Origin of the sequence: Pontibacter chinhatensis, from assembly GCF_900113285.1 — a bacterium.
In the GTDB taxonomy this organism is placed as follows: Bacteria; Bacteroidota; Bacteroidia; order Cytophagales; family Hymenobacteraceae; genus Pontibacter; species Pontibacter chinhatensis.
Map to the genome: position 1 here is coordinate 195729 of NZ_FOOT01000001.1, position 14139 is coordinate 209867.

The 14139-nt window shown below is 53.1% G+C and carries 12 protein-coding genes; 7 read left to right on the top strand and 5 right to left on the bottom strand.

All coding sequences use genetic code 11. The features are described 5' to 3' along the window. Positions 1-2 precede the first annotated feature (2 nt). From BM040_RS00815 to BM040_RS00835, 5 genes are all read left to right on the top strand, one after another. The gene (locus BM040_RS00815; protein ID WP_092098073.1) at positions 3-734 is read left to right on the top strand and encodes a sulfite exporter TauE/SafE family protein; all 732 of its coding nucleotides are present in this window, start codon (positions 3-5) and stop codon (positions 732-734) included. A 108-nt stretch (positions 735-842) separates the two neighbouring features. Beyond that, entirely contained in the window at positions 843-1739 is an 897-nt protein-coding gene (locus BM040_RS00820; protein WP_092098075.1) for a universal stress protein, read from the top strand. 48 nt (positions 1740-1787) lie between these two features. Further along, complete coding sequence (locus BM040_RS00825; RefSeq protein ID WP_092098077.1) at positions 1788-2153, top strand: cyclic nucleotide-binding domain-containing protein; 366 nt, start codon at positions 1788-1790, stop codon at positions 2151-2153. Between the two features lie 203 nt (positions 2154-2356). Then, entirely contained in the window at positions 2357-3769 is a 1413-nt protein-coding gene (locus BM040_RS00830) for a TIGR00341 family protein (RefSeq protein WP_092098079.1), read from the top strand. A gap of 116 nt (positions 3770-3885) precedes the next feature. Then, entirely contained in the window at positions 3886-4707 is an 822-nt protein-coding gene (locus BM040_RS00835; RefSeq protein WP_092098081.1) for an ion transporter, read from the top strand. A gap of 80 nt (positions 4708-4787) precedes the next feature. Here the strand turns inward: BM040_RS00835 and BM040_RS00840 are convergent, their stop codons facing one another. Beyond that, on the bottom strand, positions 4788-5363 hold the full coding sequence (locus BM040_RS00840) for a phosphatase PAP2 family protein (protein ID WP_092098083.1): 576 nt from the start codon (positions 5361-5363) through the stop codon (positions 4788-4790). After that, entirely contained in the window at positions 5363-6265 is a 903-nt protein-coding gene (gene hemF / locus BM040_RS00845) for an oxygen-dependent coproporphyrinogen oxidase (protein ID WP_092098084.1), read from the bottom strand. Before hemF ends, BM040_RS00840 begins: the two co-directional genes overlap by 1 nt. Before the next feature lie 246 nt (positions 6266-6511). On the opposite strand from hemF, the gene BM040_RS00850 reads away from it, so the two are divergent. Further along, on the top strand, positions 6512-8590 hold the full coding sequence (locus BM040_RS00850; protein WP_092098086.1) for an alpha-ketoacid dehydrogenase subunit alpha/beta: 2079 nt from the start codon (positions 6512-6514) through the stop codon (positions 8588-8590). Between the two features lie 235 nt (positions 8591-8825). On the opposite strand, the gene tamL is transcribed toward BM040_RS00850, so the two are convergent. Beyond that, the gene (gene tamL, locus BM040_RS00855) at positions 8826-11273 is read right to left on the bottom strand and encodes a translocation and assembly module lipoprotein TamL (protein ID WP_092098088.1); all 2448 of its coding nucleotides are present in this window, start codon (positions 11271-11273) and stop codon (positions 8826-8828) included. Between the two features lie 15 nt (positions 11274-11288). Between tamL and BM040_RS00860 the strand changes: the two genes are divergently transcribed. Next, a complete protein-coding gene (locus BM040_RS00860) occupies positions 11289-12035 on the top strand; it encodes a TrmH family RNA methyltransferase (RefSeq protein ID WP_092098089.1) in 747 nt (248 codons plus the stop codon). A 63-nt stretch (positions 12036-12098) separates the two neighbouring features. Here the strand turns inward: BM040_RS00860 and BM040_RS00865 are convergent, their stop codons facing one another. Together BM040_RS00865 and BM040_RS00870 are read right to left on the bottom strand one after the other, a co-directional pair. Then, positions 12099-13232 (bottom strand): outer membrane beta-barrel protein, encoded by a 1134-nt coding sequence (locus BM040_RS00865; protein WP_092098091.1) that lies wholly within the window; start codon positions 13230-13232, stop codon positions 12099-12101. A 10-nt stretch (positions 13233-13242) separates the two neighbouring features. Next, positions 13243-14124, bottom strand: a complete 882-nt coding sequence (locus BM040_RS00870; RefSeq protein WP_092098093.1) for a hypothetical protein — start codon at positions 14122-14124, stop codon at positions 13243-13245. Positions 14125-14139: the final 15 nt, after the last annotated feature.

Below are 14139 nucleotides of genomic sequence, written 5' to 3' on the forward strand. Positions count from 1 at the left end.
CCATGATCTGGGCTGGTTTTCTCTTCGGACTTTTAGGCAGTTTCCATTGCGTCGGGATGTGCGGCCCGATAGCCATGGCCTTACCATTTGGCAGGAGCAGCGGCTGGCGCTATTATGCTGGCCGGCTCCTGTACAATGGGGGGCGCTTGGTAACCTACGCTTTGCTAGGCGCGCTGGCAGGTGCCTTTGGGCAATCGCTGCAGTTGGCGGGGCTACAGCAGGTAGTCTCCATCATTTCAGGATTGCTCATACTTTTCTTTCTGGTTGCCCCAGCCGCCTTTAAGGGCAGGGCAGGGGCCATGCTGGGCACCGACAAAGCCGTGGTTTGGGTGCGACGTAAGCTCGGCTACTATTTTGGGCGCGACAACCTAGGCGCGCTCTTTATGGTAGGGTCGCTGAACGGGCTGCTGCCATGCGGCTTTGTGTACATCGCGCTGGCCGGCGCCATCAGCGCACCGGGCATACCTGGTGCTATGCTGTACATGGCCTTATTCGGTCTGGGTACTTTCCCGCTTATGTTTCTTGTCTCGCTCTCGGGCAAATTTATCAGCCTAAAGTTAAGGGGTACCTTTAACAGAATAGTGCCTTACGTGGGCATGGCCTTAGCCATACTTTTTATCGTGCGTGGATTAGGGTTGGGCATCCCATACCTGAGCCCCAAGGTAGTGCAGACAACGGGGCATACTACAGAGATGAGCTGTTGCACCAAGCCAGGCACGACCGCGCAAAAATGACAAAAGTCACTTTTGCGGCTGACATTGCTCAGCACCTGCAATATTAAGTTGGCGTAATTTTACCACAGGTAATTTATTCCGGGCTTAAAAAAGAACACGTCAAGAACTATGAAGCAACTACTGGTACCTGTACAGTTTGATGATGCGAGCGGGAAGCTAGTTTCCTATGCCGGATCGCTGGCCAAGGCAATGGGAGCGGAACTGGTGCTGCTCTACAACACCGGCACCACTACGCTGACCTTCACGCAGCAGAGCCGCGCCATACAGGCGCTTCGCACGTTTGCTGATCACCACTTAAACAGGTATAACCAGACGTGTTTCAAGCAGTTTGAGTGTCTAGTAAAGCCTGGGATGCTGCACGAAAGTATAAAAAGCGTGGTGCAGGATTATGCAGTGGACATGGTGCTGATGCACGCCCTGCCGGTAGCGGAGCACAAGCAGGCAGACAATGACCACGCTGCTGCCATCATGCACCTGGTGGATGTGCCTGTGATGGTTCTGCCCGAGGGCAAAGACTACCAAAAGCTGATGCACCTGGTCTTCGCAACAGACTTTACCGACCGCGACCCCAAGGTACTGCAGCGCATCCTGGCCTTTGCCACGCAGGCTAAAGCAAAACTCATGCTGGTACAAGTTTATACTTTGGCAGATAAACCGCAGCTCAGCATTATGAACCAGGCCATGCGGGAAGTAGAGGCGCTGCTCAACAGCAAGAAGGTAAGCGTAAGGCTGCTGGAGGAAGAGGACGTGCTGGAAGGCATCAGCGACTTTGCAGAAAGGGAGGGAGCCGATATGCTGCTAATGGCGACCCAGGACAATTACCTGATGCAGCGCCTTTTCAGCAACAATTACCTCAAAACTAAAGCGTACCATACACAAATTCCGTTGCTCACCTTTAGGCAGGTAAAACGCAAGCCCTGCTTCGGATGCTGCGCCAACTGCAAAAGCAAAACCAAGCAAGAGGCAACTCCGGGTTTAGTGACTTTGGACGATTTTAAAGTATAAATGTAGGTAGCTATCTGCAAGTAGTTGTGTGTCTTCGCTTATAAGGAAATGCTGAAGAGAGCGATTGAAGAAGGAAAGCTACAGGTACAACAGCGCTGCTCAAGAGCGGGTACCTGCCTGTACAGAGCGGGTCAACCAACGGAGCGCTTTTACCTGCTGCTTGAGGGAGTGGCAACGTTAAGTATACCAAACCTGCCGCACGACACGCTCGTAGCGCAGGGGAATTTAATAGGAATTCAGGATCTGCTGAAAGAGGAGCACAGCCACACGGCTATACTTGCCGAAGACGCCAAATTTGTCGAGATACCGAAGCAGGAGCTGTTGAGAGCCATCCAAACCATGGCGCCCTTGCGGTTGTACCTGATGAGGCTCATGAGCAAACAGCAACACCTGAGCCCGCTGGCATATGAATAATTAATGGCGATTGATTATACCCTGAAGCAGCCGCATCAGCTTGTCTGGTGTGGCTGCTTCTTTTTTATGCCAGTTGAGAGACAAAGTATTCAAAACCTGCTCTTTATGTCAGCACTGCAGCGTCGTTTTCGCTGCTATTGCTTAACTTAAACTAGGTGCCCTGGCTATTTTTTTTATTTTTGTAGCTCCTACACCACCCAAGTATGCTGCTACAATCCCTAAAAAGACTGCTGAATAACGTGCTGAACATCCAGCACGAAACCGACGAAGAAGGAACTATACGTGAGATAAACGATAAAATTCCGATTAGGGGCAATAACACCTGGATGCTGATCTGTTCCGCTGTGCTTGCCTCCATCGGGCTTGATACCGGCTCAGGCGCTGTCATAATCGGAGCCATGCTTGTCTCCCCGCTGATGTCGCCCATACTGGGTGTAGGGTTAGCGGTAGGCATCAACGACCGCGAAATGCTCATCGATTCGGTCAAGAACCTGGCCCTGGCTGCTGCCGCAGGGCTGGTGGTTAGCTTTTTATACTTCAGTGTCACACCGCTTGGGGAGCCAACCAATGAACTGCTGGCCCGCACCACCCCCACCTTGTTGGATGTGGGCGTAGCGTTTTTCGGGGGAGTAGCCGGCATCGTGTCTATTTCCCGCTCCGACAAGTCAAACGCCATTCCGGGGGTAGCCATTGCCACAGCGTTGATGCCTCCGCTTTGTACGGCGGGCTTCGGACTGGCCGTTGGCCGCTACGACTACTTTCTTGGCGGCTTCTACCTGTTCTTCATCAACGCGGTGTTCATCAGCCTGGCCACCTACATGATTGTCAAGTACCTGCATTTCCATACCAAGGCTTATGTAGACGCAGTCAAGCAAAAACGTGTGGCACAGGCCATGGCCGTGGTCTTAATTATTGTAGTGTTGCCAAGCGTATACTTCCTGTATAACATCTACACCGAAATCAAGACAAAAAAGCAGATTGAGCAGCTGGTAATAAATGATTTCACCAAGCGAAACAACGAGATAATCAAGTGGGAGATGCAGACGGAGGACTCGTTAAAGTATGTGAAGATTTACAGCGTAGGCAAGCAGGTAGATGAAAAGTTGGTTAAGCAGTATGACGCGGTACTTGCTGAAAATGACCTCAAAGATTACCGGGTAAAACTCGTTCAACTGGATATATCGCCGGAAGAGGTCCAGAAAATAGCCTATGACGTTACCAACAACGTGACACAGGATTTCCTGAAAGCCCTTGAACTGCAGAAGCTGCAGGAGCAGCGCGCTGACAGTATACGTAGGCAGCAGCAGTTGGACTTGCGCCTTGCCGCCGATCGCGAGCTAAAGCAGCTGTTCCCGGAGATACAAAATGTGCAGCTAGGGGACATGATCAGCACGACAAACCCGGCCAAGCCTGATACCGTTGCGCTGGTGATGATTGACTGGAGACAGCAGGAGCCATCCGTGCCGGAGAAAGCCGGGCAGGGTAAAAAGGCTGCTCTGAAGCCACCAAAGCCGAAGCTGCAGCCCCACCAGATTCAGGAGTATGAAGGCCGCATCAGAGGCTACTTAAGCCAAAGATTACAGCGCGACTCGGTGCATGTTATCTCGAGTATGTAGTTTGATAATAGCATTTTATACTTTGTAGTTCAACTTATACTTTAAGCAAGTATAGGTGACCTTGTAGCTTTGCCGCTAGCCAGCCGTATACCATTTGGTTAAATCCTGATTAGCCAATGGTTGCGTTTAGCGAGCGAAGAAAAAAACTTTACCGGATTATTTTTGAAGCTGATACGCCGGCAGGCAAAGCCTTTGACGTTGCCTTGCTCATACTCATTATTTCAAGTGTCGTTGTCGTTTCCCTCGAAAGCATCGTCTCGGTGCGCCGCAACTACCTGCAGCTCTTCCTCGTCCTGGAGTGGGCCTTTACCATTATCTTTACAATAGAATATTTCCTCCGCATTTACAGCACCCCAAGGCCTGTAAAGTATATCTTCTCCTTTTTCGGGCTAGTCGACCTGCTGGCCATCCTCCCGACCTACCTGAGCCTGTTTATACTTGGCTCACAGTATTTGCTGGTGGTGCGGGTGCTCCGTTTGCTGCGTATCGCCCGTATTTTTAAGCTGACCCAGTTCATTAACGAGGGGCAGGTACTAACCAGGGCCCTCAGGGCGAGCGCCACCAAAATAGCCGTGTTCCTGGGCACAGTGTCGTTGCTGGTGGTGATAATCGGTTCGCTGATGTATGTGATAGAGGGGCGTGAAAATGGGTTTACCAGCATCCCCAAGAGCATTTACTGGACCATCGTCACCCTTACCACCGTTGGGTACGGTGATATTGCCCCGCAAACCACACTTGGCCAGTTTGTGGCTAGCTTGGTAATGATTATGGGCTATGGCATCATTGCGGTGCCAACAGGTATTGTAACCGTAGAAATGTCGCGCTCCGACAGAGCCAATCTGACGCAACAGGTTTGCCCCAACTGCCATGCCGAAGGGCATCAGGCCGATGCGGCCTACTGCTACAAATGCGGTTACAAGTTTTCGGAATTAGCCTGAGCTATACTTTGGAGGCCCGTTTTACAAGTATAAAAGTATGGAATGGCCATAATTTTATACTTGTAAAACGGGCCTCGGACTCAGGCGTGGAAGTAGGCGTAGCGGTCTATTACCCTGAAGTATACCAGCGATGCCAGATAAGCCAGCAGCGAGCCCAGCAGTGCCCCCAGCAACACGTCCGAAGGATAATGCACACCCAGGTAAATGCGGCTATAAGTCACTATCACAGCCCATGTTACCAGCAGCACCTTAAAGATAAGGTAACGGTGGGGGAGCACCATGCTGAAGAAAACCGCCAGCGCAAAAGTGTTGGCCGCATGCGAGGAAATAAACCCGAACTTGCCGCCGCAGTTGCGCACGATGTTTATGACGTCGGCGAGAGCCGGGTCGTGGCAGGGGCGCAGGCGCATAAAGTATGGCTTCATGATGCCGGAGGCAACAAAGTCGGCCAGGCCGATAGATATGATCACCAGCAGGATCATGGCTATACTTTTCCGTTTGTAGCGCCACACCAGGTAGCCGATGAGTCCCAGGTAAAACGGAATCCATACGTACTTATCCGACATGAACACCATGATGGTGTCCCAGATCGGGCTGTGCATGCCGTTGAGGGAAATAAACAGTTCCCTGTCCAGCTGCTTGAGCGTTTCGAGCATTATTTTCCGGCGTTAATCCAGTCGATGTCTTTCTTGAGCAGGTTAAGCGTCTGCTCTTCCGGGCTGCCCGGCTCTGCCTTAAAGTTATATACCCAGGAGGCATGCGTCGGCAAGCTCATCAGGATAGACTCTATGCGGCCTTTGGTCAGCAATCCGAACTTGGTGCCGCGGTCGTACACCAGGTTAAACTCCACGTAGCGGCCCCGGCGGATGAGCTGCCACTGCTTCTCGCGCTCACCGTAAGGCAGGTCGCGGTTTTGGTTGATGATGGAAGTATAAAACGGGATGAAAGCATAGGCCACGTCGCGCACAAAGGCAAAGCGCTCTTCCATGCTGATTTCCCCGGTGGCCATCAAACGGTCGAAGAAGATGCCGCCCACGCCGCGTGTCTCGTCGCGGTGCTCGTTGTAGAAATAGTCATCGGCCCATTTCTTGAACTCGGGGTAGTAGCTGGGATGGTGCTTGTCGCAAACTGCCTTCATCTGCTCATGAAACTCCCGCGCCTGCCGCTCGTCCACGTAAATGGGGGTCATGTCGATACCGCCGCCAAACCAGGCCTGCCCGTTACCGGCCTCAAAGTAGCGCACGTTCATGTGCGAGATGGGCACCATGGGGCTGTGCGGGTGCATCACCACCGATACCCCGGTGGCAAAGTAGTTGGGGTCGGGCATCTGCAGGGCCTTCAGGAACTGAGGCGACAGTTCTCCGCTAACGGCCGAGAAGTTCACGCCGCCTTTCTCGAGCACATTCCCGTGCTCAATCACCCTGGAAACACCGCCACCGCCGCCTTCGTGCTCCCACGCATCGGCACTGAAAACAGCGCCACCGTCACAGGTTTCGAGGGCCTGGCAAAGGTCTGCCTGAAACTGGCGCATGAACGCCTCAACTTTTTCTCTGAACATAGTCTTAGACAAAAGATAATTAGACAAAAGACAAAGGACATCAGTTTTAGAGATGCCTTCCGCCTAAATCAGCCTATACTTTGCTAACACAGGTAAAAACCGAAGCCTTTTAAAGTATAGGCCAGGTCTCCCAACCTATACCTTTGCTGGCAAGTATAGCTATGCAAAAGTACCTAATCTGACTGGTCTACCCAACTTTACTTAAACAGGGAAAAATTGTATATTCGGGCAAACCTAATCCGAACTATGTCTAAAGAAACACTGGAAGCCACTAAACTAGATCTGGAATTACTAAGAAGGGCTTACCTACTCATGAACACTGCCAAAACCATGGCAGAGACTTACGAAGAGAACAGGGCTATTTGCAGCAAGTATGTGCACAGCACCTCCCGCGGACACGAGGCCATCCAACTGGCAGCCGCCCTGCAACTCAAACCTTACGACTACGCCGCGCTCTATTACCGCGACGACTCCATGTTGCTGGGGATGGGCCTGCAGCCCTATGAACTCATGCTGCAGCTCATGGCCAAGGCCGATGACCCTTTCTCGGGTGGCCGCACTTACTACGGGCACCCGTCACTAAGGCGGGAAGGCTTTCCCACGATTCCGCACCAAAGCTCAGCCACCGGCATGCAAGCCATTCCGGCTACCGGCATGGCGCAGGGCATCGCTTACCTGGAAGGGCAGGGGCTGCTGAAAGGAGAGGAGAAACCCATCGTGCTTTGCTCCTTGGGAGATGGTTCCGTAACAGAGGGCGAAGTAGCCGAAGCCTTTCAAATGGCCGTGCTCAAGGGGCTGCCCATCGTGTACCTGGTGCAGGACAACGACTGGGGCATTTCGGCCACGGGTAAGGAGATGCGTGCCATGGATGCCTTTGAATATGCCGCTGGCTTTAAGGGCATGGAGCGCCTGCGCGTGAACGGCTCCGACTTTGAAGAATCTTACGAAGGGATGCGCGTAGCAATGGAGTATGCCCGCCAGGTGCGCCGCCCTATACTAGTGCACGCTAAAGTACCGCTTTTAGGCCACCATACTTCCGGTGTGCGCCGCGAGTGGTACCGGGGCGATAACCTGCAGCAACACACCGTGGACGACCCCATCCCGAAGCTCCGCGAAGTGCTGCTGAATGCCGGCCTGGAGGTGGACGAAGTGAAGCTGCTGGAGCAGGAGGCCCGAAATACCGTTGCCAGAGATTACGAGAAAGCGCTTAACGCACCCAACCCGGATCCGGAGCAGTACGACACACACGAGTTTGCCCCAACGCCCATTACCGAAGAAAAAGGGGAACGTAGCCCGGCCGGTGCTGAGAAAGTGATCATGGTGGATGCCGCCTTGCACGCGGTTGATGATATCCTGCGCACGTATCCGGAAGCGCTGTTCTACGGGCAGGACGTAGGCGGTGAACTGGGCGGCGTTTTCCGGGAGGCAGCCATGCTGGCCAAAAAGTATGGGGATGCCCGCGTCTTCAATACCCCGATTCAGGAAGCGTACATAGTTGGCTCAACAGCTGGCATGTCTGCTGTGGGTGCTAAAGCGATAGTGGAGATACAGTTTGCCGATTATATCTGGCCTGGCATCAACCAATTAGTAGAGGAACTGTCGAAGAGCTGTTACCTGAGCAAGGGCAAATTCCCGATCCAATCCCTTATCCGGGTACCGATTGGTGCCTACGGCGGGGGCGGACCTTACCACTCCGGAAGTATAGAATCTACGCTGCTTAACATCAGAGGTATAAAGGTGGTGTACCCGAGCAACGCAGCCGATATGAAAGGCCTCATGAAAGCCGCCTTCCTGGACCCCAACCCGGTAGTGATGCTGGAGCACAAAGGCCTGTACTGGTCTAAGGTGCCGGGAACGGAAGATGCTAAAACTGTAGAGCCGGACGAGCACTACATTCTGCCACTGGGCAAGGCAAACATTGTGCAGGAGGCCAGTGCGGAGCAGAAGCGGCTGGGTAACAGCATGACCGTCATCACCTATGGCATGGGCGTATACTGGGCCAAAACAGCCTCCAAACGGTTTCCAGGCAGCGTAGAGATTGTGGACCTGCGCACGCTTAACCCGCTCGATTATGAAACGGTACGCGCTTCGGTAGAGCGCCACGGCAAGGCGCTGGTGCTCACAGAGGAGCCGCTCATGAATTCCTTTGCTGAGTCGCTGGCCGGGCGTTTGTCTAAGGATTGCTTTAAGAAGCTGGATGCGCCAATTTATACTTTAGGAGCTGCCAACCTGCCAGCCGTGCCGCTTAACGTGGAGCTGGAAAAAAGAATGCTGCCAAACCCTGATAAAGTAGCTGCCAAAATGGAAGAGCTGCTTAACTACTAAGTATAAAGATTGGCAAACTATAAAAAGTATAGATTTATACTTACTGCCATAGAATGCTTAAGCCCTGCTATATAAATGGCAGGGCTTTTTTTTATGAAAACAGAAAGCGAGTCTGGAGACTCGCGGTACAAGGTGCGGCACCGGTTGGATACCGGCGCCAGTATATGGGGAAGGTCTCTTGATGATAGTGGTTTCAAAATCACTAAAATTTGTGTAGTAACCCTAATCAGTGGTCTTAGAAAGGATATCCGATACCAATCTGCAGGGTGCTTTGGCTGTTGCGGCTCCTGGAGAAGAAATCGGTGATGTTAAACCGGGGTAGCACGAAGCGGTCTTCTTTCCACTGGGCCGGGTCGTATACTTTGGTGGCGAAGTCGAAACGAAGTATAAGCACCGATAGATCGAAGCGTAGTCCGAAGCCAGTGCCTACGGCCAGCTCCTTGTAGAAACGGTTGAACTGAAAATCGGCGCCGGGGCGGGTCACGTTCGGCTCCAGCAACCAAACGTTGCCCGCATCCACAAAAAAGGCGCCGTTGATAAAGCTAAACATGTTAAAGCGATACTCCACGTTTGCCTCCAGCAACACCTCGCCGGGTTGCTCCATGTTGTAATCACGTTCAATCCTCAAGTTTCCTTCCTCATCCTCAAACGTCCGCAGGGCTGCGTAAGAGCCAAGCCCCAGGCGGCGCGACTGCCAGGCCCGGACGCTGGAGGCCCCACCAGCAAATAGAAACTTGTCGTATGGCAGGGTGTTGCCACTCAGGATAGGCGAGGCCACCCCTGCGTTGATGCGGTACACAAAATAGCGCTGGCCGCCTAGTGGAATGTAGCGCCTGTAGTCCGGGTTAATGCGGGCATACTGATAAGTGCGCAGGTTGTTGATGTTCAGGTTGAGCCCCAACTCCTTGGTTAAACCACCAACCTCGATCATCGTCCGGAAAAAGTGCGCGTTGCGTGTCTGGGTGAAGTCGTTGGTATTGTAGATAAAGTTCATCCCTACAAACGAGATAATACCGTCGTCGAAGCTGCCCAGCAGCGAGCGGCTGCCGGTGGCGTTGCTTTCCAGCATGCTCCGGAAGGTTAAATCCTTTATGTCGCCCTGCACAATGTTAAAGTTTACGGGCGAGAAGATGAACTGCATCACCGGTGGCTGCATCGGGTTGCGCGAGCGCTGCCAGATGTAATCCAGTCCCAGCTCATAAGTAGAGCGCACGTATTCCTGGCGGTCCTCGCTGTTGTAGCCGGTATAAAAGCGCGTGCGCGGGCTAAAATCGGAGAGCAGGTTTTTGTTGGTAAAGGGCAAAAGTATAACCGGGAAGGAGAGGGAGGCGTTGGCGCCAAACTCCTTGATCATCACAGCCTGGTCGGGGTCTGAGATGTTGGCCTGGTACTCAATACCGCCCCTGATTCCGAAGTCCAGGTTCTCTGCGCCGCCAAAAACATTGCGCACGCGCAGCGTAAGGCTGGAGAAAGGCCCCGGCCGCTTTTCGGTAAAGTTCATACCCAGCTCCGCCGTTTCCTGAAACTTCTTCGCGGGCAGGGCATTTACCAGCGCAATTAATTCATAGGTTGAATCGGTTGGAGCTTGTAACTTATTGTAGAAGACGTTATTGAACTGAAAGGCATCCAGATCGGCCAGCTTGCGCTGGGTGGTAAGCGTGCGGAACTGGCTGTAGCGCTGGCCCGGGTAAATGTCCACTTTCTTGTCCAGGATCACCGGGTTATACTTGTGGGTGTAGGCGATATACTTCACGCCGTTATATACCACCGTGTCACGCGGGATACCGAAGCGGTCTGCATCGGTTTTAAAGTATACATCCTTGATCGTATATACTTTGTGGGTAGAGTCGTTTTCCGGGCTGTTGATGATGGTTTTCACGCGTGCCGCATTCTCGGCCCAGCTGGTGTCTACCTCAAACTCAATGTAGGCGCGTGCAAAGTCGTAGTAGCCACGGTTTTTAAGCATGTCGTAGAGCCGGTCGCGCTCCTGCGTGATCAGGTCCTCGTCGTAGACGTCGTTAAGCTTCAGTAGGGAGCGTGGCTCGTTGCGCTGCACAATCTCCAGTATGCGCGGATCCCGAATGTCGTAGCTCAGCTCCGAGTAACGATAAGGCTGCTTCTCCTCGATGTTGATGTCCACGAAGAGCAATTTATCCCGCTTCGTCTGAAGAGTGTAGTTTGCCTGGTGGTTAAAGTAGCCTTTGGAGTTGAGGTAAATACCGATCTGATCCATGGTCTCCTCCAGGCGAAGCGAGTCAAAAATGGCCGGCGGCTCGCCCAGCTGCATCACAAAGTTGCCTTCCTGCAGCTTGTTCTCCAGTCGCTCGATGCGGTTGCTATACTTTTCGCGCAGCTTGTTAATTTTTACCGTATCCGTGCCTGCTTCCTCGATTTTCGTCTTGCGCCGGGCTTCCTGCTTCTGGATGCGTGCCTGAATATTTTGCGGGTCGTAAAACTTTTTACCGAAATTATAGAGCGCCAGATAGGGGGTGGATCGGAGCACCATACGGTTGGGCTGCTGCTGGTAAAGGTTCTCAATGGCAGCCGGATCCACCGTTTTCAGGCCCTTCGGGTCCATACGTACAAGCAGCTTCTCGTTCTCGCCCAGTTGCTTTGTCGGGATGCAGGCATGTAGCAGCAGCATTGCAAAACTCAGGGCAGCTATGTATACTCGTGATCTCAAACGTTTCCTTTAGCTATGTTGTCGAAAGCAGTTGTAAAGTATATCAAATCATTGCAAGTAAAAAAATACCGCAACCAACACCAAGCCTTTGTGGTGGAGGGAGCCAAAAGTATACTTGAACTGCTCCAATCCGATTTCCGGCTGCAGCACCTTTTTGTTACCGAAGACTTCCTCAGGGAGCACGCCGCTATACTTGGCCAGGGCCTGACCTATGAGGTGGTGAAAGAGGAAGAGCTGGTGAAAGCCGGCACCTTTGCCAGCAACAACGCGGGACTCGCCGTGGCAAGTATGCGCCAGCTGCCGCCGCTCCAGCTTAAACCCTCCGACCTGGCCATTGCCCTAGACGATATCCGCGATCCCGGCAACCTGGGCACCATCATCCGCATTGCCGATTGGTACGGCATTGAGCATGTGGTGTGTTCAGAAAACTGCGCCGATTTTTATAACCCCAAAGTTATTTCGGCCACCATGGGCTCTTTTACCCGCGTAAAGGTGCACTACCTGGACCTGCCCACTTGGCTGCAGCAGCTGGGCGGCAAGTATAAAATCTATGGGGCTGCCCTTAACGGCGAAAACCTGCACCAGCTACAGCTCAAACCGGAGGGTATTGTGGTGCTGGGCAACGAGGCCAACGGCATCCGGCCGGAAGTGGCGCAGCAGGTAAATCAGCTGATCAAGATCCCGGCCTTTGGCAAGGCGGAGTCACTGAACGTGGCCACCGCCACGGCCATCATCATCGACAATTTCCGCCGCCACGGTTAAAACAAAGAAGGAGCCTCCGGGGGCTCCTTCTTTGCTCTCACCTTAATTTTTATACGTTATACTTTAGTAGAACAGGCGGACACCAAAGCTGATCACGTTGGTTTGTGGGCCGCGGTTGTCCTTGAACAGGTCGTTCATGTTATACTTGGCGAACAGGTCCACGCCTCCGTAGCCAAGCACACCTTCCACGCCATACTGAAAATCACTCAGGTTAAAGCTGTCGCGGGTCTTGTCTTTCTCGGTCTTGCCGTCCTCCTTATACTTTAGCTTGGTGTGCGCGCCCAAGCGGTAGCCTACAAACGGACCTGCACCTATCTTCAAGCCTTCTTTGCCATTGTTGCGCTTAAACTCCAGGGTTGCCATCAGCGGCAGGTTCACAGAGGAATGCGTCAGTTTCGACTTTTCATAGCTGCGCTCCGGGTCCAGGGTGAAGAAGGTTGTTCTGTCAATTTCCTGTAGCACGATGTCATCCTCGAACATGTAGTTGTTGAAGGCAAACTCCAGGCCTGACACCAGGTGGAAAGGGCTCTTCTGGCCACCAATCTGCGACTTAAGGCGGAAGTTCAGGCTGACGTAGCGGGAGCCCCACGGCCTGAGGTCTGCCACATCGCTGCCCTGGTCGGTGAAGGTATTAAAGCCAAGGTCCATATCAAAGCCGGTGCGGGTAGCCTTATAGGTTTCCATTTTATGCTCCTTGCGCAGGCTGTCGCGCTCGTGCCTGGAGGGCACATCCACGTTGACGCGGGTATTGCCATCGCTTTCCTCCACATCCACCTTAATCTTGAAGTGTTTATTTACCACCACTTCGTGCGTTTCCTTATGCGTTTTGCCGGTTTGCGGGTCCTGCTCCTGCACCGTAATGGTTACCTGCTCGCCCTGGCCGCCTTGCTGCTCGGATTTGTTGAAGGTCACGGTCATTTCTCTGGACTCCTGGTTGGAGTTCTCCATCTGGTCCACGCGCTCCACATACTTGGTCAGTTCGCGCATCAGCGAGTCGAGGCTGTAGTTCTGGAAAGCCTGCAGCTGCTGTATGTTCTCCAGGTGCAGGATCATGGTGGCGCCGTTGGCCATTTTCACCACAATGGTGTCCTGTTCAGCTGAATTTAGCCTGTCTTTAAGGGTAGTGCCGCCTTTGGCAGACACACCGGTAGCGGCAGCCATGCAAATGGCCATTACGAGTAGTAGTATCCGTTTCATGTCTTTGGATTTAGAGGTTGATCACTTTTGAGATTTTCTGTTTGCCGATCTGCGTTTCGAGCGCCACCCGGTCGGCCCGGATGCCCAGTTCTTCCAGCTCCACCCCCTGGCCGGAGGCAAGGTTGCGCACCTGTTTGAAGATGTTCTTGGCCAGCGCCTTCTTGTCGCCACGGCTTTCCTGCCCGCCTTCCACCGGCATTTCAGTCTGGGCGGCTACCGCGCGCTTGATGATGATCTCCACTGGCTCGGCATTCAGGTTGGCACTGGCAGGATGTGTTACAGGTGCCTCTGGGGTAATGTTTGCTGCGATGGCCGTCTGCACATCTGTCTTAGAAGCTTCAATTGCTGGATCCATAGTTTTGCGCTGCTCCGGAGTGGCTTTGGTCGTCACCTTAGCCATTGTTCCTTTGCTGGCAGGCTTCTTTGTAAGGGTAGATGCAGATGCTATTGGAGTGGTTGCCTGGGAGGCAGAAATTTTTTCAGCTTCTACCGCATTTTCCTCGGCGGGCTCCTGCTGGGCCATCATACCTTCAGCCGGATCGCTTTCTGGCACCGGAAGAAGTATGGGTTCTGCAGCTGGGTTGGTTTCCGGCAGTTGGTTGTCATACTTGGTGAGGGTGCCGCTGATTTCCGGTGTGCCGGTGTTGATGTTGTAGAACACTACGCCCACGGCCAGCAGCAGCGATAAGGTGGCTGCCACAGCGGAGTAAATCCACATGAAGCGCTGCTTGCCTTCACTTTTCTGTTCCGCCTCAGGTGTCAGTATCACAAGGGGTTTTTCATGGCCTTCCTCCATGCGCTCCTGCAGGCGGGCCCACAGGTCGGCCGGGGGCGTAGGAGAGGAGTTGCCGAGGCGCTCCTTAAATAATTTGTCTATCTCTTCTGGTTTCATGTCTTTTCCTCCTTC